At 69.2% G+C, this 18,089-nt stretch carries 15 protein-coding genes; 8 read left to right on the forward strand and 7 right to left on the reverse strand.

Annotated elements, in window-relative coordinates; all coding sequences use genetic code 11:
* Positions 1–91 precede the first annotated feature (91 nt).
* The 6 genes from ACQP0N_RS09580 (at position 92) to ACQP0N_RS09605 (ending at position 4,574) form a co-directional block, all read left to right on the forward strand.
* On the forward strand, positions 92–1,291 hold the full coding sequence (locus ACQP0N_RS09580; protein WP_433119215.1) for a sensor histidine kinase: 1,200 nt from the start codon (positions 92–94) through the stop codon (positions 1,289–1,291).
* 8 nt (positions 1,292–1,299) lie between these two features.
* A complete protein-coding gene (locus ACQP0N_RS09585; RefSeq protein WP_433119217.1) occupies positions 1,300–1,917 on the forward strand; it encodes a response regulator transcription factor in 618 nt (205 codons plus the stop codon).
* A gap of 477 nt (positions 1,918–2,394) precedes the next feature.
* Positions 2,395–2,919: an SRPBCC family protein gene (locus ACQP0N_RS09590; protein WP_433119220.1), complete on the forward strand. Its 525-nt coding sequence runs from the start codon at positions 2,395–2,397 to the stop codon at positions 2,917–2,919.
* Positions 2,900–3,520: a hypothetical protein gene (locus ACQP0N_RS09595; protein WP_433119222.1), complete on the forward strand. Its 621-nt coding sequence runs from the start codon at positions 2,900–2,902 to the stop codon at positions 3,518–3,520. The genes ACQP0N_RS09590 and ACQP0N_RS09595 overlap by 20 nt, the downstream gene beginning before the upstream one ends.
* A gap of 84 nt (positions 3,521–3,604) precedes the next feature.
* Positions 3,605–4,072 carry a nuclear transport factor 2 family protein gene (locus ACQP0N_RS09600; protein WP_433119224.1) on the forward strand — a complete coding sequence of 156 codons (468 nt, stop codon included), beginning with the start codon at positions 3,605–3,607 and terminating at the stop codon, positions 4,070–4,072.
* 70 nt (positions 4,073–4,142) lie between these two features.
* On the forward strand, positions 4,143–4,574 hold the full coding sequence (locus tag ACQP0N_RS09605; protein ID WP_433119226.1) for a DUF6196 family protein: 432 nt from the start codon (positions 4,143–4,145) through the stop codon (positions 4,572–4,574).
* A 49-nt stretch (positions 4,575–4,623) separates the two neighbouring features.
* Here ACQP0N_RS09605 and ACQP0N_RS09610 read toward each other — a convergent pair whose 3' ends face one another.
* The 5 genes from ACQP0N_RS09610 to ACQP0N_RS09630 all read right to left on the reverse strand — a co-directional run bounded on the left by ACQP0N_RS09610 (position 4,624) and on the right by ACQP0N_RS09630 (position 8,325).
* The gene (locus tag ACQP0N_RS09610; protein ID WP_433119227.1) at positions 4,624–4,866 is read right to left on the reverse strand and encodes a hypothetical protein; all 243 of its coding nucleotides are present in this window, start codon (positions 4,864–4,866) and stop codon (positions 4,624–4,626) included.
* A gap of 126 nt (positions 4,867–4,992) precedes the next feature.
* A complete protein-coding gene (locus ACQP0N_RS09615; protein ID WP_433119229.1) occupies positions 4,993–5,445 on the reverse strand; it encodes a S26 family signal peptidase in 453 nt (150 codons plus the stop codon).
* The gene (locus ACQP0N_RS09620; RefSeq protein ID WP_433119231.1) at positions 5,442–5,948 is read right to left on the reverse strand and encodes a MauE/DoxX family redox-associated membrane protein; all 507 of its coding nucleotides are present in this window, start codon (positions 5,946–5,948) and stop codon (positions 5,442–5,444) included. The genes ACQP0N_RS09615 and ACQP0N_RS09620 overlap by 4 nt, the downstream gene beginning before the upstream one ends.
* An 8-nt stretch (positions 5,949–5,956) precedes the next feature.
* Positions 5,957–7,762, reverse strand: a complete 1,806-nt coding sequence (locus ACQP0N_RS09625) for an ABC transporter ATP-binding protein (RefSeq protein ID WP_433119233.1) — start codon at positions 7,760–7,762, stop codon at positions 5,957–5,959.
* Positions 7,759–8,325 carry a hypothetical protein gene (locus tag ACQP0N_RS09630; protein WP_433119235.1) on the reverse strand — a complete coding sequence of 189 codons (567 nt, stop codon included), beginning with the start codon at positions 8,323–8,325 and terminating at the stop codon, positions 7,759–7,761. The genes ACQP0N_RS09625 and ACQP0N_RS09630 overlap by 4 nt, the downstream gene beginning before the upstream one ends.
* Positions 8,326–8,801: 476 nt before the next feature.
* On the opposite strand from ACQP0N_RS09630, the gene ACQP0N_RS09635 reads away from it, so the two are divergent.
* Both ACQP0N_RS09635 and ACQP0N_RS09640 read left to right on the forward strand, forming a co-directional pair.
* A complete protein-coding gene (locus ACQP0N_RS09635) occupies positions 8,802–11,540 on the forward strand; it encodes a BTAD domain-containing putative transcriptional regulator (protein ID WP_433119237.1) in 2,739 nt (912 codons plus the stop codon).
* Between the two features lie 44 nt (positions 11,541–11,584).
* The gene (locus tag ACQP0N_RS09640) at positions 11,585–12,043 is read left to right on the forward strand and encodes a GNAT family N-acetyltransferase (RefSeq protein WP_433121535.1); all 459 of its coding nucleotides are present in this window, start codon (positions 11,585–11,587) and stop codon (positions 12,041–12,043) included.
* 54 nt (positions 12,044–12,097) lie between these two features.
* On the opposite strand, the gene ACQP0N_RS09645 is transcribed toward ACQP0N_RS09640, so the two are convergent.
* Complete coding sequence (locus ACQP0N_RS09645) at positions 12,098–13,381, reverse strand: hypothetical protein (protein ID WP_433119239.1); 1,284 nt, start codon at positions 13,379–13,381, stop codon at positions 12,098–12,100.
* A gap of 82 nt (positions 13,382–13,463) precedes the next feature.
* The gene (locus ACQP0N_RS09650) at positions 13,464–18,086 is read right to left on the reverse strand and encodes a LamG-like jellyroll fold domain-containing protein (protein ID WP_433119241.1); all 4,623 of its coding nucleotides are present in this window, start codon (positions 18,084–18,086) and stop codon (positions 13,464–13,466) included.
* Between the last annotated feature and the right edge of the window lie 3 nt (positions 18,087–18,089).

Raw genomic sequence — 18,089 nt, forward strand, 5'->3', positions numbered from 1 at the left:
GTCGGTCGGTACCGGGCCGATGGCGGGGTTCCGAACCTACTTTCGTCGGTGCGGGCGGGACGGGTTCCCGGTTCCGACCTACGGTTGTCGCGTGGTGGTAGCCAGCTGGAGTGGGTCGGATCCGATCGCCGAGCGGGATGACCCGCTGAGGTGGCGGTTGGTCGACGCTGTGGTGGTAGCGGTTGCGTTGCTCTCCGGTCTGGTGTTGCTGGCCGGGAAGACCACCGATCTTCGAGGTGGTGGCGGCCTCACAGCGGTGGTCTTCGCGGCGGCGGCCGGCGCGCTGTGGTGGCGCCGGAGCGCACCGGTCGCGGTGGCCTGGGTGGTCTTCGCTGGCAGTGCCGTCCTGGCCGCCTTCGAAGCCATTGGCTCGGGCGGCTCGACCCGGCCGGGTGAGGACACAGTCGTGTTCCTCACTTCCGCTGCCCCGTTCGCGGCCTATGCGGTCGCGGTGTACGCGACGCGTCGTGTGTCGGGTTGGGCGGCCGCGGTCGCTCTGTTGGTTGCGGCCACGGCACCGTGGCCACTCTCGTGGGTGCGGCTCCGTTCCAGCCTGGTGTTGCTCGGTGTGCCGGTCCTTGCCGGCCTGTACCTGGCGGCGCGTCGCCGCATGATCAACATGCTGCGCGAGCGGGCCCGGCGGGCCGAGGCCGACCGGTACGCGGAGGCCGAGCGGGCCGCCGCGAGTGAACGTGCCCGGCTCACCGCCGAGATGCACGACGTGGTGACACATCAGGTCAGCCTTATCGTGCTGGAGGCCGGCGCGCTCGGGCTCACCGCAGCCGACGAGGCGACCCGGGTTACCGCCGAGCGGATCCGAGAGGCCGGCTGCGCCGCGCTCGACGACCTTCGCGACCTGGTCCGCGTCCTGCCTGAGCAGCCGCCTGCCCGGGAGCCGGCGCCGGTACCGCTGCCAGATCTGCGACCACTGGTGGGCCCGGCGGCCCTGGTGGTGACCGGTACCCCGATGCCGGTGTCCCCGGCGGTCGGGCAGGCGGTGGTCCGGGTCATCCAGGAAGCGCTGACCAATGTGCGCAAACACGCGCCTGGTGCCCGTGTCGAGATCAGGGTGCAGTACGAGGGCGGGGGTGTGCGAGTCCTTGTCCGCAACGGAGTAGTTCGGTCGGCGGCGGACGCGCGGCTGGTCGCTTCCGGAGCAGGGACCGGGCTGCACGGGTTGCGGCGTCGGGTCGAACTGCTCGGCGGCACGTTCGCGGCCGGACCCGAGCCCGAGGGCGGCTTTACGCTGCGGGCGCTGCTGCCCGGCGTGCAACACGACAGGTCGTCATGATCCGGGTCGTGGTGGCCGATGACGATCCGTTTGTCGGCGCTCACCTGCGGACAATCCTGGCGAGCGCCGGCGACATCGAGGTGGTGGACACCGTTACAGACGGGGCCGCCGCGGTCGAGGCCGCCATCCGGCACCGTCCGGACCTGGTCCTGATGGACCTCCGCATGCCCGGCGTCGACGGACTGGTCGCCACCGACCAGATCACCGCCCTGAACCCGGCCCCGGTCGTGGTGGCGCTGACCACGTTCACCGCCGATCGGTATGTGGCCGCCGCGCTGCGCGCCGGAGCCAGCGGGTACGTACTCAAGACCACGCCGCCGCGCGAGTTCGCCGGCCTCATCCGCACCGCCGCCGCCGGCCACACGATCCTGCCGCCCGGCGCGGCCCAGGTCCTGCTGCCCGCCGACCCGGCGGTGAGGCTGCCGAACGGGCTGTCCACACGGGATCGCGAAATCCTCACCGGCCTGGGCCGCGGCCTGACCAACGCTCAACTGGCGGCCCACCTGCATCTCACCGAAGCCACCATCAAGGGCTACGTCTCGCGGGTCCTGACCCGGCTCGGCTGCACCAACCGGACCGAGGCCGCCCTCCTCGCCCAGCGCGCCGGACTCGTCACGTACGAATGACCCGAACCAGACCGGCACCGTGGGGACAACGCCGCCTGACAACTCGATCGGCTGCACGCTCAAGCCGCTGACAAGGCGCGCGCCGCCAAACCATCGCGCGGCAAGCGTCGACATGCACGGTTACGCAGTCCGAGGGAGGTCCTATCGCGTGCCGAACCTCCGAGTACGTCTCGGTGGGGTCGTCGCCTTTCGCCGCAGCACGTACACGATCCCGGTGCCCGGCCGGTAGACCAGCAGGTGATCGAGCTTGCCGGTCTGCTCGTAGTCGAACGGCACCACCCGGTCTCGGGATCGGACAGGTCGTACCCGCCGATCCCGCTCTGCGACCTGAACGGCACCCGGAGGTCGGGAGCTTCGACGGTGGCTTATCGATGGGCTCGGAGGGTGGCCGCAGAAGGCGAGGGCTTCGAATGTCATTCCGCCGGTGCCAGCCACGCCATGGTCGCCGAGCGCCCACGGGAACCCTACGGTGGCGGTATGCCGCGCATCGAGCTGACTACGCCCGTTCAGGCCGTCCCGGAAGCTGTCTTCGACGCCTGCCTCGATGTTGATATGCACACCGAATCCATGGGAAGTAGTGCCGAACGGGCGGTCGGCGGCATGACGACCGGCCGGTTGACGGCCGGCGATGCCGTCACGTGGGAGGCCCGGCATCTCGGCCTTCCTTGGCGGATGACGGTTCGGATCGTTGACTACCGGCGGCCGCACGGCTTCGCGGACGAGCAGATCAGCGGCCCGTTCGGCCGATGGCGCCACGAGCACAGCTTCACGTCGATCCCGGATGACTCCTCGACAACCCTCATGCGCGACGTCATCGAGTTCACCGCGCCGATGGGACCCGTTGGCGCCCTCGTTGCCAGCCTCATCCTGCGGCCCTACCTGCAACGCCTCATCGCACGCCGCAACACCTATCTTGCTGCCGCCCTGGCGGGGCTTCCTCGCTCAGCCATGAGAGGCGCGCAAGATCCGGAACATGGGCCGCATGATCAAGATCGCCGCTGACCCGCTTCCGCCTATTCGCTCCGGGCCTCTCGTTGCCGAAGCAATCCGGGCACCGCGCACCGCGCGGCGAGTTGATCAAGTTTCAGTGCCATTGCGGAGGATGGACGCAAGCCTGCCTTCCGGCTATCTTGCTTCAAGATCAAGGGGGGTCAACGTGGGTGCGTCCGGGTGGAGCTACTACGTCGCATATCAGCCGGATCTCCAAGTCGCGCTGGACGGACTGCGGCGGCAGGTTCTCGAGACCGGCGACTACTGGTGGGCCGTGCCGTACGAGTACGGCAAGTCGGCGGCGGATTTTCCGAATCGGCCGATGACGGAGGCCGAGCTGTGGGCGGACGAATCCGTCCAGGAGTCCGGTACCCACTCGATACTGGATATGTCGCGAATCTTGGCCGACGGTGAAGAGCCTGACTACGGGACGATTCAGCCGGTGGTCGAGGCCGAGGCGATCGAGTACCTGGGTACCCGCAAGCTGACTCGGTCGCACGTGGAGGCGATCGAACCTCTCGCTAACCGAAGCTGGTTCGGCCGGTGTGCGGTTTTGCATGACGCTGACGGCAATCCCAGCGAAATCTACTTCTGGGGTTCCTCTGGTGACTAAAGCTGGACGGAGGTGTCGGCCCTCTCCGCATGTCGCCCTCGGCATGACACGCGTGACATCTATCTGATTCGAAGGAGGCTCGGCATGACTGGTCCACGCGAAACGTTCCTCCGGCTGGTGAACGGTGTCTGCGACGGTCCGTACGAAGACCTGGCCGACCTGTATGGCGAACAAACCCATGTCACGCATCCGTTTCACCCGCTCAATCCGCCACCGCTGCGCAGCCGCAGCGAGCTGCACGAGCATTTCACCGCGACACCTCCGGTGGGCCGGACGTTGAACCGTAAGCCGGTCGACGTGAGGATTCATGAAACCGCGGACCCGGAGGTGATTGTCGCCGAGTTTGCCTATCAGGGGCGGGTCGCCGAGACGGGTGAGGCCTTCACGGTGCCGTGCGTCTTCGTGATGCGTATCCGCGATGGGCTCATTATCGAGTCCCGGGACTACATCGACCACGTCGCCAGCGCGCGAGCGTGGGGTCAACTCGACAGCCTGTTGACCGCACTCCGGCCGCAGACGAGCAGCACCATCGACGGCGAACCCCGACCCTGATTCACGCCCCGCCAGCAGCGGTGTGTCGAGGGCGACTGCGTTGGCTGCCGTCCTGGGGCAGGATCGTTGCGTGGTCAGCATCAGCCAGGAATCCCGTGACGAAACCGCGCAGCGGCTGCGACGCGTCATAGCGGCCGCCGAACTGGTCATATTCGACGGCGAGTGGTCGTTTTACGAGGCGCCGCTCACTCAGCCACCGGCCTTGACGGTTGACCTGCTGGCCGTGGTGCGCGACGAGGATCGGTGGTCCTGGCTGGCGCCAGGCGGGGCGACCGACGGTGAGCGCTTCACGGTGTTCTCGTTCCACTTCCCGCCGGAACTGGACAACAGCGGGTTCGTCGGGTGGCTGGCCACCGAGTTGAAGCGCCGGCTGGGTACCGGGGTGTTCGTCATCTGTGGTCACAACGGCGACCGCGGTGGCATCTACGACTACTGGGGTTGCCCAACGCAGGTCCGCGCCGAGGTCGTACAGGTCCTGGGTGAGCTGCGAGCCGGCCGGTAGACCACAGCGGCGGTGGCCTCCAGCTGTACATGACCTCGGGACGAGCGGGTCAGGCGCCGGTCTGCCGTTCCAGTTGCCGACGAGCATTTCGCCACAGGTGCTCGAACTTTCCGGGGGACACATTTTCCAACGCGGGATCCAACGTGGCGAGCGACGCTGCCGCAACGACGACCCCGTCCGATACGCGCATCTCAACGTGGCGGAGCGCCCACCCATAAGCGTCCAGCTTCTCGTAGTTCCAACGGTCGTCATCTGTTGAGTACCAACGGACGTAGGTGAGCACGTGACCCATTGAGCCACCTCCATCGTGTGTGGCGAGCGTCCTGGGCGGCTTGGAGGACGAGGGTGACCTGCACGACCGCGCCGCAGGAGGGTGGACTTCCCGGTGCTGTTCTGACCGACCACCGCGGCCCGCGCATCACCGTCGGCGCGGTGACCCACGCCGTCGTGCACGTGGCCGCGGAAGCAGGGCGACCCCCAGGATATGACGACGTTCGTAGCCACCGAGCAGGCGTGAATCCACGCTGTGCACCGGATTGTCGCCGAGAAGAAGTACCTCCTCCTCGGGAACGGGCGAGCCGGCGGGTACCGGACCGGCCGGGATCGGGGCCGCGTCTCCGGCGAGCGCGACGACCCGCTTGATGACGTACGCGTCGGGAATGGCCGGATCGACCAGCAGGACGACGTCGCCGCGACGGACCCGATCCGGTCGCCGCCGCAGGACGAAGACCGTCTGCCCGGACCGTAGGGTCGGCTCCATACTCCGCCCGGTGACGACGACACCGAAGAGCCGCCCGCTGACGACGGCGGCGCCGAGCAGACCCACCATCGCCGTCACCAGACCGAACGATCCCCAGATCGCCGCGCTCACGGGAGGATCTCCACCACGTCGTCGAAGCGCACGATGGCGATCGCCAGGCAGAACGCCGTTCCGAGCGACATGGCCAACCCCGCCGGATGGACGCCGGACTCAGCGACGGCCGCGGCCGTCAGTCCGACGGTGGTGACGAGGAGCAGCAGTCCGTTGCGCGCCAGATGCCTGCCCCGCACCGGCGACGAGCGCCCGAAACAATTGCAGGCCAGGCCGAGCCGTCGTCGTAACACGAGCACGACGAAGCCGCTGAACGCGGCGAGTAGTCCGAAGGCGAGGCCGTAACCCATCCACCGGAACGGTGAAAGCTGCGAGACGGCCGCCCCTGCCTCCGCCGTGACGACGACAACGGCCACGACATGGGCCCGACGGTTCGATCGGAGGAAGACGGTCAACGACGAGCGGAAGGCGGTCCACCGGGCGTGGTCGCCCACCTTTCCCCAGACGGCCGCTGCGAAGGTGAGGGCGAGAACCGCCCGACATGCGATGTCCACGTAACTCATCGGGCCCCCTATCGGCCTACATAACCTCTGGCCTGCACCGAGAACAGGCGCGCGTACTGCCCGTCTACGGCCATCAGGCGGTCGTGTGGGCCTTGTTCCACCAGCCTGCCGTTCTCGATCACACCGATGATGTCCGCGCTTCGTACCGCGCTGAGTCGGTGTGAGATCAGCACGCTGGTTCGCCCGGCACGTAGCGTGCGAAGCGCGGAATGGATCTCGTACTCGGCCTCAGGGTCGAGGCCGGAACTGGGTTCGTCCAGGATGAGCACATCGCGTGGTCCACGCAGCAGACCGCGGGCGAGAGCGACCCGCTGCCACTGACCGGTGGAGAGGCTGACGCCGGACCCGAGGCTGCCCGTGTCGCCGGGGAGTCTGCGGCTCAGCATCGTGTCGTACGACTGGGGCAGTGCGCTGATCATGTCGTGCACTCCGGCCTGTCTGGCGGCCTCGGCGAGCCGGCTCCGGTCGGGCAGCGCCGTGATGTCCCCCAGTCCGATGTTCTCGGCCGCGGTCAGGTCGTACTCCATGAAGTCCTGGAAGACCGCCGACATCCGTGACCGCAGGCTCAGCGGATCCAACGTCCGTAGGTCCAGACCGTCCCAGAGGATCTGACCTCGGGTGGGGTCGTAGAAGCGGCAGAGGAGCTTGATCAGGGTGCTCTTCCCGGCGCCGTTGGGGCCCACGATGGCCGTGGTCGTGCCGTGCGGAATGACGAAGTCGAGCCCGCGTAGGACCCAGGGCAGGTCGGGCGCGTATCGGAACCAGACGTCCCGCAGCTCGATCTGGCCGCTCAGTCGGGGCGTGGCGACCGCCCTGGCGGGAATCGGCAGATCCGAGTCGTCGTGTATGACGTCGAGATAGTGCGCGAACATCAGTAGGGATTGATGCGCGAGTCCGTAGTACTGGGTGAGGAGGGCCAGCGCGGCCTGCACCCCGGCGAGCGCGGCGATGAACACCGCGATGTCACCCACCGAGATGGCGCCGGTGTGCGCGGCCCACACGGTCCACAGCAACCCGGCGCCCGCCACCGCGGCGGACAGCGCCGACAACGTCCCCTGCGTCAGAAGCTCGGATCGATCAATCTTCCTGGCACGCTGGTTGGCCGTCGTCAGGTCCGACATCATGCGTTGCCGGAAGAAACGGGAGAGGTCGAAGAGCCTGATCTCCTTGGCCGCACGGACGTCCAGGAGTAGTTGAGCGAACCACGCCTCGCGCCGCATCACCGGGCTCATCTCGGTCAACATCCCGGCCCGGCGACGGGCCAGCGCGATCTCGGCCAGCAACGCCGGCACGGCCGCCAGCACCACGGCGAGCGTGAGTGTCGGATTGAGATATAGCAGCGAGCCGAGGAAGCCGGCCAGGGTGAGGCCCCCGCGCCCAGCGTTGACGAGCCCGCTGACGACACTGCCGGGCGCGGACCTACCGGCTTCCTGTGCGAGTCGTACCCGGTCGTGGAACGACCGCTGCTCGATGCGGCCGAGCCCGACGTGCCTGGCCACCGCCGCGAAGAGCTGCTCCCTGCTCCGCAGCGCGATCCGGCGGTCCGTCTCGGCCCGGAGGTACGTGTTGACGTGCTCCACCCCGGCAAGGAGCAGCCCACTCGCGGCCAGCCCGACGACCGCCCAGACCATGTCACTCCACTCGCCTCGGCCTGCCACGGAGTCGATGACGAGTTTGGTCGTCCACGCGGCGAGCACGGGCAGGAGGGCGGCGATCAGCGCGAACACCAGGTATCCGGCCAGGAGCAGGGGGGCCGCCCGCCAGCCCAGCAGCAGCGCCTGGCCGGCATCGGACCGCCGCGACCGGGATCTCATTCGGTAGCCCTGACGAGCAGCAGCTTCTTCGCCTCTCCGGTGCCCAGGAGTTCGTCGAGGCTGGCGCCGACCGCGGTCGCCCTGCCGTCCGTCCCGACCAGGCACATGGCGGGCACGCCCTTCAACTGGAAAGCGGTGCCGAGTGTCCCGTCATGCCGCTCGACGACGACCTCCGCCGTCTTCTCCAGATCCCGCACCAGTGACTGGGTCGACTGGCTCGGGTCCGCCACCACGACCGCGATCACCTTGCCGTCGGCCCAGCCCATGGTCCGGGTCGTGAAGTCGGAGAGCTGTTCCAGGCAGGACGAACAACCAGGTGAGAAGAAGGCAACGAGCGATCCTGCGGTCAGATCACGCCGGGTCAGCATGCGACCCGACGTCGTGGGTGCTTCGAACTCGGCAATCGTTTGTCCGATGCCGAGCATTGATGGTTGCGGTGCGGCGTCGGCATCGGACAACCGCTGGCTGTGTTCGCGTAGGCGGGCCATGATGGCGACGGCCAGCAGAAAATTCACCAGGCCGAGCAGGGCGACCAAGACGACCGCGACGGTGAGATAGGTCATTGTGGGAAGCTCCAATCGCCGGTGAGCGGGGCGACGGATCGCGCCCCGCTCAGTCCACTTCTCCGGGCTAGCAGGAACCGCACTGGTAGGTGCACCACCAGCCGCTGCTGGAGTCGTAGTAGCAGCGCTGTGACCACGCTCCCGTGCAGTGATTGCAGACGTAGGCCCTTGCCCTGATCCGTGGCACCGCCAGTGACAACAGGCGGTCACCGGCCTTTTCGGCTGCGCGTAGAAGCACTTTTGCCTCCTTTTCGATAATTCGCACCGGTCGGATGATCCGGTGGTTCGACGATGCCTGGGAGTTGCATCGAGCGCGCATAGAATCTGCATAGCCGTATTCACAACATCGGAACGGGTGGCCGATGAAATTTCAAATTCTGGGACCGGTACGTGTCGCCGCCGATCGTCATTGGCTGAACATCGGGGGTAGTCGCTCCGAAGCGGTTCTTGCCGCACTGGTCATTGAGGCGGGTCGCATGGTTTCGATCGAGGAACTGGTGCGCTTTGTCTGGGACGACCCGCCAGCCACGGCCCGGCGGCAGGTGCGCAACCGGACGACCGCGTTACGTCGACTGCTCGTCGCGGCCGGGTTTCCACCCGGCGTGATCGTCGCCGAGGGGCATGGTTTCGCGTTGCACCCGGCCCGGGCCGCAGTGGACGTTGTCTCCTTTCACCATTGTCTGGATCAGGCACGGGCGCGGCGGCACGACGACACCGCCCGAGCAGTCGTGCTGCTGCGTGAGGCGTTGTCCCAATGGCACGGTCCGGCACTGGCTGGTCTGGAGGGTCAGCGGTCGCTGGCTGCCGCAGCCCGGCTCGACGAGTTGCGGCGGTCGGCGTGGGAACAGTGCTTCGATCTCGAATTACGGCATGGGCGCCACCACGAGGTGCTGGCCGAGCTTGCGGACGTCGTGGGACGCTATCCGGCTCACGAACCGTTCGTCGCTCAGCTCATGCTGGCGCTGTACCGCAGTGGCAGGCAGGTCGACGCGTTGCGGCGGTATGCCGATTCCTGCCGGTACCTGGCCGATGAATTCGGAGTGGATCCCGGGTCGGAGCTGCGCGATTGTTTCGAGCGGATCCTCCGGAACGATCCGTCGTTGCTTCAGCAGGATCCGGACGTCGAGATTCGGCCCGGGCCCGACCCGCGCGACCAAATCGTGACCGCGGCTGCGGACCCGGGCGACCAGCCGGCTGCATTGATCGTTCCGCATCAGCTTCCGGCCCGGCCTCGGCTGTTCACCGGGCGCTCGGATGAGATCGCTTACCTGGACGCGGCGGCTCGGGACGTGGACGACCGGTCGAGGACGGTGGTGGTGTCAGCCATCGGGGGCGCGGGTGGGACCGGCAAGACCTGCCTTGCCCTGCACTGGGCCAACGCGAATCTCGACCTCTTTCCCGATGGCCAGCTCTACGCCGACCTGCGCGGATTCGGCCCGGATGCCGAGCCGGCGTCGCCGGCCACGCTGGTACGCACCTTCCTCGAGGCCTTCGGCGTCAACGCGAACAATCTGCCGGCCGACGAGGACGGCCAGGCAGCGCTGTACCGCAGCCTGGCGGCCGGTCGGCGCATGCTGATCATGCTGGACAACGCCCGGAACAGCGCGCAGGTCGAGCCGTTGATACCCGGCGGCTCGACCTGCACCGTGCTGGTGACCAGCCGGAACCAACTCGCCGGTCTGGCGGTGACCCAAGGAGCCCACCGGCTGGTTCTCGACGTCATGCCCGAATCGGAGGCGTGGGATCTGCTGACGGACCACCTTGGACAGGAGCGGTTGGCGGGGGAGTTCTGGGCGGCCGCAGCGATAGTCGACTACTGTGCCGGTCTGCCCCTGGCTCTGGGCATCGCCGCGGCGCGTGCGGCCGTCCAGACACACCTTCCGCTGCGCTCCCTGGCTCAGGAGCTTCGGGACACGACCGCCCGACTGGACGCGTTCGACGCGGGAGATCTCAAGGTCAATCTGAGGGCGGTCTTGTCCTGGTCCTACCAGGCGCTGTCCGCGGATGAGGCGGAGGTATTCGGGCTGCTCGGCCTGGTCTCGTCCGGGGACATCGGCCTGCCGGCGGCGGCGAGCCTCACCGCGAGGCCGATGCCGAGGGTCCGCGAGCTGCTGCGTCGGCTGACCGCGGCGTCACTGGTTTCGCAGCCGCTGCCGGGGCGTTACCGCCTGCATGACCTGGTGCGGCTGTACGCCGCGGAGCAGGTGAACCGGCGTGGCCCGGCGGTTCGGCAGGCCGCGCTGCGGCGGCTGATCGACTACTACCTGCACACCGCCTACGCCGCGGATCGTGCCCTGGATCCCCGGCGACCACCCGTCGAACTCGATCCGTCCGCGCCGGGATGTGTTCCCCACCGGGCACCGGACGCCGCTGAGGCGATGACCTGGTTCGACCTGGAGCACTCCCATCTCATCGAGGCGCAACGGCTGGCCGTGGCACACGGCTGGCACCGGTCGGTCTGGCAGTTGGCGCGGACCCTGGTGACCTTCCACGCCCGACGGCGACACCCGAGCGCAGTCGTGGTCTGGCGGGCAGGGGCTGCCGCCGCGGACCGGGAGGGCGAACCGGAGGTGCGGGCCATGGCGTACAGGTTCCTCGGTCAGGCCTGTAGCCTCAGCCAACTCGGTGAGTCGTTCGACCATCTGCGTACGGCGCTGCGCTGGGCCGAGCGGGTGGGAGACACCGCGGAACAGGCCCGGGCACACTACGCCCTCAATGTGAGTTGGTACCGCCGTGGTGAGCTGCGGTATGCCCTGAAGCACGCGGATCAGGCACTGAGGCTCTTCCAGCAATTGGGCGAACCGGTGGAGGAAGCCCGCGCCCTCAACGCGATCGGTTGGCTCCACGCCCATCTCGGCCAGTTCGAGGAGGGGCAGGAGGTGTGTGAGCGCGCGTTGGAGCTGATCCGACGACACCACCATCCGGATGTCGAGGCCGACACCGTGCACACCATGGGATACCTCGCTCAACACACGGGACGGCACACCGAAGCGCTGGCTCGTTTCGGCCAGGCCTTAGAGATGTACCAGCGGGTAGACAGCACCCGTGGCGAAGTCGACTCACTCACCAGCCTGGGTGAGGTGTACACCAGCATCGGTAGACATGCCGAGGCCCGGGAGGTGATGCGGCGGAGGATGGATCTGCTCCACGCGCAGCATCGCTTCGTGGAGGCGGCGGGGCTCCAGGACCGGATCGCCGACAGTGGCTCTGGATGACAGCAGGGCTGTGGGGCTGGGGTTGATGTGAGGATGGCGACGTGATGAGCATCGGCCCGTTGACACACCTCGACCGTGGCGAGTGGGAAACGTTGACCCGGAGTTTCCACGCGCACTGGGCTGGCCGGCCGGGTCGGCCCGCGACCGAGGTCGACGACGATGGCTACGAACGGACCTGGCAACGCCTGGTGGACGGTGGGCAGATCCGGGGCATCGGCGCACGGCTCGACGGCACGATGGTCGGCATCGCGCATTACCTGTTCCACGCAAGCGTCTGGGGCGCCGGGAGGTGCTACCTGGCCGAACTGTTCGTCACGCCCGAGGTACGACGGCGGGGCATTGCCACCGCAATGATCGAATGGGTGGCGCAGGATGCCGACAAGCACGGATCCCCACGCCTGTATTGGAACACCGAGGTCGATGCCGAGGCCCGAGCTCTGTACGACAAGATCGCGGTCTACCGGGGCTACGTCGTGTACAACTACTCACCGTCGGCCACTTAAGGCCAGGTCAGTACGCCGATCGCGTGATGCCGCGCCCTCGTGGGCGTTCACGCGTCAACGGACGACGAGCGCGTCGCCCATGCGGTAAGCCTCTTCGGCGCGGTCGATGTGCTGGCCGTCGTCGAACGCGGTGCTGGCTATCCGGAATCGTGACGGCTCGGCGATCTCCGCACTGGCGAGAGCCCACGGTCCTTCGCGGTCTTCGCCCGGCACCGCGGCGAGGAGGACGACGCCGCCGTGCTGAGGGACGTCGTGGTCGGCGTGGGGCTCGTCGTACCGTGCGTGACGCAGCACGACCGGGCCGGAGCGGATCGTCTCAGGCGGCACCCCGGGGGGTACGTGACGCCACCGTCGAGCAAGCTCCGCGAAGGCGGCCTGCCGGTCGGCGCCCCGACGCGTGCTCGCGGCGAGAATGGCGCTGCCCGCGTCGGCCGCGATGCGGCAGATGTCGAGGATCGGCACGCCGGCGGCCCGCTTCGGATAGTGGTGGACGAGCCGAGCGTGGTTCAGCAACATGACGAGCGCTTGGGCGGCGGCCTGTTGCGGTGCTGTGAGGGTCGTCGTCTGTACCGGCTTTCGTCGGTGCGGCCGTGTGTGCGGGGTGACGAGGTCGGCCGCCCGGCCGGCCGTCGACTCGTACCATCGTGGGTCGTCGGGCCAGACGGAAGCCTCGGTCGCCCGCAGGCGACCGGTGCGCCCGATCGTCACCCCCGGCCCGGCGTCGGTGTGGCTCAGGGCAATCCCGACCCGGTCCTCGGCGTCGAACCGCAGATCGGTGACCCCGTCGAAGGTGAACCTCAGCGGCGCGGCCGGCCAGGGCTTCTGGGACCCGTCCCGCGAGACGCGTCCGGTAGCGGGGGTGAACCGTCGTGGAGTGGCCAGGGTGAGCTGTACCCGCAATCCCGCATCCGAAGGTCGGGCCGTGAGTGAGCGCACGCTGCCGGCGGCGAGGTCGTAGTCGCGGGCGAGCGCGTCGACGATTTCCTCGGTCAGCCGGAAGACGCCCGGGAAGACGCGCCCCAGGTAGTCCCGATGGACGGAACGGTCCGGCTGTGCGGTGGGGAGCACGCCGTCCAGGCTCGGGTCCAGGTCGACCATCAGCCTGCGTCGGTCGGCACCGAGGTCGGCCATCCACCGTAGGCCGGCGCGCGCTCGTCTGGATCGAAAAGGCCTCGGAGCGCATGCCGCGACCACCAGAGGTACGGCGTTGTTGTCCCAGATATCGGCGATGCGTCCGATCCGAGCCGCGTCGAAGCCCCGGGCGTCCGTGGCCAGGGCGGTGATCTCGCGGATGGAGCGGTCGAGCAGTCCGGCGAAGGCTTCCAGCGGCGAACTCACGGCCGCGAGTATCGCACCCGCGACCATGGGGCACGGCACAATCCGGTGGCCGAGGTCGCTGCGGATCGGCCACCCGCGGGGATCAGCCACCCGGGCAGCCGGCCATTATGGCCTGGACGTCTGCCTGGCTGGACGCCCGTGCGAGCGCCCGTGCGTCGTCGATCAGCCCCGGCCAGTGGTCCACCAGGTTCCCGTTCCACTGGGCCGCGCCGATCCTGGTCATGCCGACGGCGTCCCAGCTGGCGCTGACCGCCGTCGCCGTCGACGGCACGCCGTTGACGTAGAGCCGCATCTCGTGTGCGGTCGCGTCGTAGACGCCGGCCAGATGGGTCCAGACTCCCGAGCGGGCGGGACCGGTCGAGAACGCGACGACGTCCTCGGGGTTCGCCGAGTCGGCGGTGGGCAGGATGAACCACCACTTGTTGAGCCTCACGTTGTAACCGAGGTAGAAGCTGCTGGCGAGCAGGCCGTCCTGACTCATGGCGGCGAAGTCACCACCCCGGCCGTCGAGGCGGACCCAGGCCGCCACGGTGAAGCTTTGATCGGTGCGCAGGACCGGGCCGGGCGCGGTGGCCCCACCGGTCTGCCCGTCCAACTGGAGCGCGTTGGCGCACCGCCCGGTCGTCCAGCTCGCACCGCCGACGAGAGCGAGTGGGAAACCGTTGCCGGAGTCGTCGGAGGCGTTGACGCCGGTGCCGGCGTTCAGCGACCACCAGGCGCCGGGCCCCAGGATGGTGGCGTCCAACAGGTCCCGAATCTCCTCGGCCGCCGAGGTCCGGTCGATGATGCGGACCTCGTCGACCGCGCCCGGCAACCAGTTGACCGGCCCACCGCCAGCCATGGCGCGGCCGATGACGGCCGGTCCGGTGGCGGTCCAGGTGCTGGTGTGTGTGACGGTGCCGACGAGCTCGCCGTTGACGTACAGCTTGATCTCGTGTTTGAGGCCGTCGTAGGTGGCAGCCAGGTGGGTCCAGGTCTGCGCCACCGGTGACTGGGTCGACCGGACGACGGTGCTGCCGCCGGGCCGGGTCGGACCGTCCTCCTTGCTCATGGCGAATTCCCAGCGTTGCGAGGTGGCGTCATAGCCCAGGCTGAACCCGCTTGCTGTCTCGCCGTCCTGGCTGACGGCGGCGGCCGGACGATCCAGGCGGTCGAGCTTGACCCAGGCCGCGACGGTGAAGCCGGTGTTGGTTCGGGCGACCGGTCCGGCGGTCCAGGCGGCCGCGCCGGCGGTACCGGGGAACGCCAGGGCGCTGCCCCGTTTGCCGGCCCTGGTGCTCACGCCGGACGCGACGAAGAGGGTGTGCCCGTTGCCGGTGGTGTCCCTGCGGGTGGCGCCCGCCGCGATGTCGTCCAGATCCCATGTTGCCCGGGCACCGTACGGGACGTCACTGGCCATCCACTCCCGAACCTGGTCGGCGCCGGTGGCGACGCCGACGGCGTGCACCTCGTCGAGGGCGCCCGGCCAGTACACGTCCTGGCCACCGAGTCGACCCCGACCCAGGGCGAAGGATCCACGGGCGTCCCAGGTGGCTTCGTGCCCGGCCGTGGCCGCCAGTCGGCCGTTGACGTAGAGGGACAGTTGGCGCCGGTCGTGGTCGTACACCCCGGCGAGGTGAAGCCACACGCCGAGTTGCGGGGGCACCCGGTACGCGGCGACGTCGGACGGGACCGTGTCGGCCGCGCTGTCGGCGCGTTTCCTGCCGAAGACCCAACCCACGCCGGCCCGGTAGCCGAGGACGAATCCGCTGTCGGCCTGACCGTCCTGGCTGACCGCTACGGCGGTGGCGTCCCGGTCCAGGCGCACCCAGGCGGCGACGCTGAAGCTGGCGTCGGTGTGCACGACCGGGTTCGCCGTGTACGCCTGCGCGGCGACGCCGTCGAGGGTCAGCGCGTCGGTGCCCTGCCTCCGGGTGGTCCAGCCGGTGGCGCCGATCCGGGCGAGGGTGTGCTGGCCGCTGGTGGCGTCGCTGTCGGTGCCGTCCAGCGGCCACCAGGCGGTCGGACCCCACCGGCCGAAGGCGCCAGTGATCTCGGCGACCCGACGGCTGGACGCGGCGTACGGATAGACGTGCAGTTCGTCGAGGAGGCCCTGCCAACGCGACGGTGTGAATCCGTACCAGTTGCGGTAGCCGACGACGAACGGCCCGGCGGCGTCCCAGGTGCTGCGGTGGGGCGCCTGCCCGGCGAGCCGTCCGTCGACGTAGATGCGCAGTTCACCGGCCTCGTGGTCGTAGACGCCGGCGAGGTGGGTCCAGACGGCGACCTGTGCCAGCGTGTTGGACAGCGCGACGTCCTCGGTGCCGGCCTCGGTGTCGCTGGTACGCATGACGAAGGCCCACCGGTTGGTCACGTCGTAGCGCAGCTCCATGCCGGCGAAATTCACCCCGGACTGGCTGACCGCGACCCGCCAGTCGGCGGACGCGTCGAGCCGGACCCAGGCGGTGACGGTGAAGCTCGTGTTGGTGTGCACGACCGGCCCCGGCGTCTGTCCGCCGGTGCCGTCGGCACCGTCCAACGCGATGGCGTCGCCGCCGGACTGGCCCTCCCGCCAGGAGTAGCCGCCGCGCAGGGTGATGGGGTTGGCGGTACGGGTGTCGGCCAGGACGCCGGTGTCGGTGCGGTCCACCGGCCAGCCCGCAGCCTCGACGGGCAGGCCGGTCGCGAGCACCGAGAAGTCGGTGTACTGACTCCGGTTGCCGGCCCGGTCCACCCCGTAGACCCGCAGGGTGTCCAGGGTCTTGACCGGGGTGACGGTGATCGTCGCCTGACCGTCGACGGCGGGCACGGTGGTGGCCGACCTGTCCTTGAGGGCGTAGGCGAGGGCGACGACGTCCGGCATGGCCCGGGCGTCGAGGCGGAACTGTGCGGGCTGGTCGACCTTGAACGTCGTGGGGCAGGCACCGACGCAGACCCGGGTCACGGTCGGCTTGCCGGTCGGTGCGGTGGTGTCCACGACGAACCGGCACCACGGGCTGGCCGGACCGACGTCCACCACCCCTTCGAACTCGTTGTTGTAGGCCGACGCCCGCCACTCGTAGACACGATCCTGTTCGAGCGCGGTCGACACGGGTACGGCCACCTCCTGTCCGGAGGCGTGGGCGTCCGAGTCGGCAGAGGAGATCGAGGATGAGCCGGCCTCGCGCCATTCGAACCGGGTGAAGATCGTCTGGCCGGCGTCGGCGTCGAAGAGCCGGACCCGGAACTCCGGTCGGGCGGTGTCCACGTAGACCGGGGTGGTGGCCGAGCAGCCGGTGACGCGGGCGGTGCTGACCTGGGTGGGCGCCGCCGGCAGACTGTTGTACCAGACGTCGACGAACGGGTCGTTGTCGAACACCTTGCCGCCGTTCCCACCGCTCGACTCGTCCGACGCGATGGCGAGGGTGACCTGTGGCAGGTGTGCGGCAGCCGCCTCGGTGACCAACGGATGGAGATCGAACTCGACCGTCTCCAGCGTCTCGCAGTCCCCGGAGGGTGTCTTGACGGAACCGAGGTTGCGCAGCAACGCCGGCTTGGCGTCCCAGCTCCCGGTCGCCGCGATTGGTGCGCTGGTCCAGAGGAACACCGGCTCCGGGCTGCACGAGTAGCGCCACTTCTCCTTGAGCGTGAAGATCGCTTTCTTGATCTGCTTGTCGGCCAGGTAGCCGGTGTCCAGTTGGAAGTACGACCGGAACCGGTCCGTCGTCGAGTCCTCCGGATCACGGCCGACCCGGGCGTCGTAGGCGGAGTCCCACCAGCCGTAGTACGAGAGGTCCTGCTCCACCATGAGCCAGTGCTGCCGGTCGGCCGACTGCGGCGGGTCGAGATACACCGGGAAGGTGGTCCGGGGGTCGGTCAGCAGGCGTCGGTCGGGCACGATGGTGAGGGAGTCCCGCTCGACGCGCAGACCCATCCGGGCCCGCCGGTCACCGGGTGCCGGCTCCCGCTCGCGGGACACCACCGGTTCGGCCCGCCCGGCCCGCCCGGACACCCCGGTCGTGGCGGCTCGCCGCCGGGCACCGGAGGAGTCCCACATCCAGGCGGTTCCGAAGGTGACCGCGGGCGTACCGTCGGCGGTCACCGCCACGGCCGTGCCGGCCGGATCGGTGCGGACGGTGAGGCCGGCGGTCCGCAACCCGAACCGGATCAGCGCCAACTCCGGTCGCCGGGCCGCCTCCGCCGTACGGACCACGAGTACCTCGGAGAAGCCGGCGGCGGTGGCGTGCATCAGCAGGTCCACGCCGGGGATGACGTCCGGGTAGCGGGCGGTGTCGGCGGTGAGCACCGGACGGGGCAGCGGCTGGGGCCAGCTCAGCGCCAACTCCGCCCCGGTGGCGGTGCGCAGCACGGCGAGGTCCCCGGTACCCCCGCCGGACAGGGTCAGGTCGACGGTGGTGGCCCGGGGCGCCACCCGTCCGTCGGGTCGCCGGCCCAGGGTGGTGTCGATCGGCACCCACCCCGCTCCGGTGCGGGCGCGCACCGGGCGGGCGTGGATGCGGGCCGAGTAGGTGCCGTCGGGGTGGGCGAAGACCTCCCGGTTCGTCGAGCCCGACGCCGTGTCCTCGACCGGCCGCCCGGTCTGCCGGGCCCGGGCCAGGGCCGAGAGGTCCTGCCCGACGCCGGGCGGCTCCGGAGGCCGGGACCGCGTCGTGGTCGAACCCGACGGGACCACCAGCAGCGCCGCCCCCATCAGGGCCGCAGCCGCGGCGTACGCCAGTCGTCCCATCGT

The sequence above is a fragment of the Micromonospora sp. CA-246542 genome, from assembly GCF_050942905.1.
GTDB lineage: Bacteria > Actinomycetota > Actinomycetes > Mycobacteriales > Micromonosporaceae > Micromonospora.

Bases quoted from the DNA above. Each gene is read 5' to 3' on its own strand.
- ACQP0N_RS09590 (WP_433119220.1), top strand. From the start codon at position 2,395: ATGCCGCGCATCGAGCTGACTACGCCCGTTCAGGCCGTCCCGGAAGCT.
- ACQP0N_RS09595 (WP_433119222.1), top strand. From the start codon at position 2,900: ATGATCAAGATCGCCGCTGACCCGCTTCCGCCTATTCGCTCCGGGCCT.
- ACQP0N_RS09600 (WP_433119224.1), top strand. From the start codon at position 3,605: ATGACTGGTCCACGCGAAACGTTCCTCCGGCTGGTGAACGGTGTCTGC.
- ACQP0N_RS09610 (WP_433119227.1), bottom strand. From the start codon at position 4,866: ATGGGTCACGTGCTCACCTACGTCCGTTGGTACTCAACAGATGACGAC.
- ACQP0N_RS09620 (WP_433119231.1), bottom strand. From the start codon at position 5,948: ATGAGTTACGTGGACATCGCATGTCGGGCGGTTCTCGCCCTCACCTTC.
- ACQP0N_RS09625 (WP_433119233.1), bottom strand. From the start codon at position 7,762: ATGAGATCCCGGTCGCGGCGGTCCGATGCCGGCCAGGCGCTGCTGCTG.
- ACQP0N_RS09630 (WP_433119235.1), bottom strand. From the start codon at position 8,325: ATGACCTATCTCACCGTCGCGGTCGTCTTGGTCGCCCTGCTCGGCCTG.
- ACQP0N_RS09635 (WP_433119237.1), top strand. From the start codon at position 8,802: ATGGTTTCGATCGAGGAACTGGTGCGCTTTGTCTGGGACGACCCGCCA.
- ACQP0N_RS09640 (WP_433121535.1), top strand. From the start codon at position 11,585: ATGAGCATCGGCCCGTTGACACACCTCGACCGTGGCGAGTGGGAAACG.
- ACQP0N_RS09650 (WP_433119241.1), bottom strand. From the start codon at position 18,086: ATGGGACGACTGGCGTACGCCGCGGCTGCGGCCCTGATGGGGGCGGCG.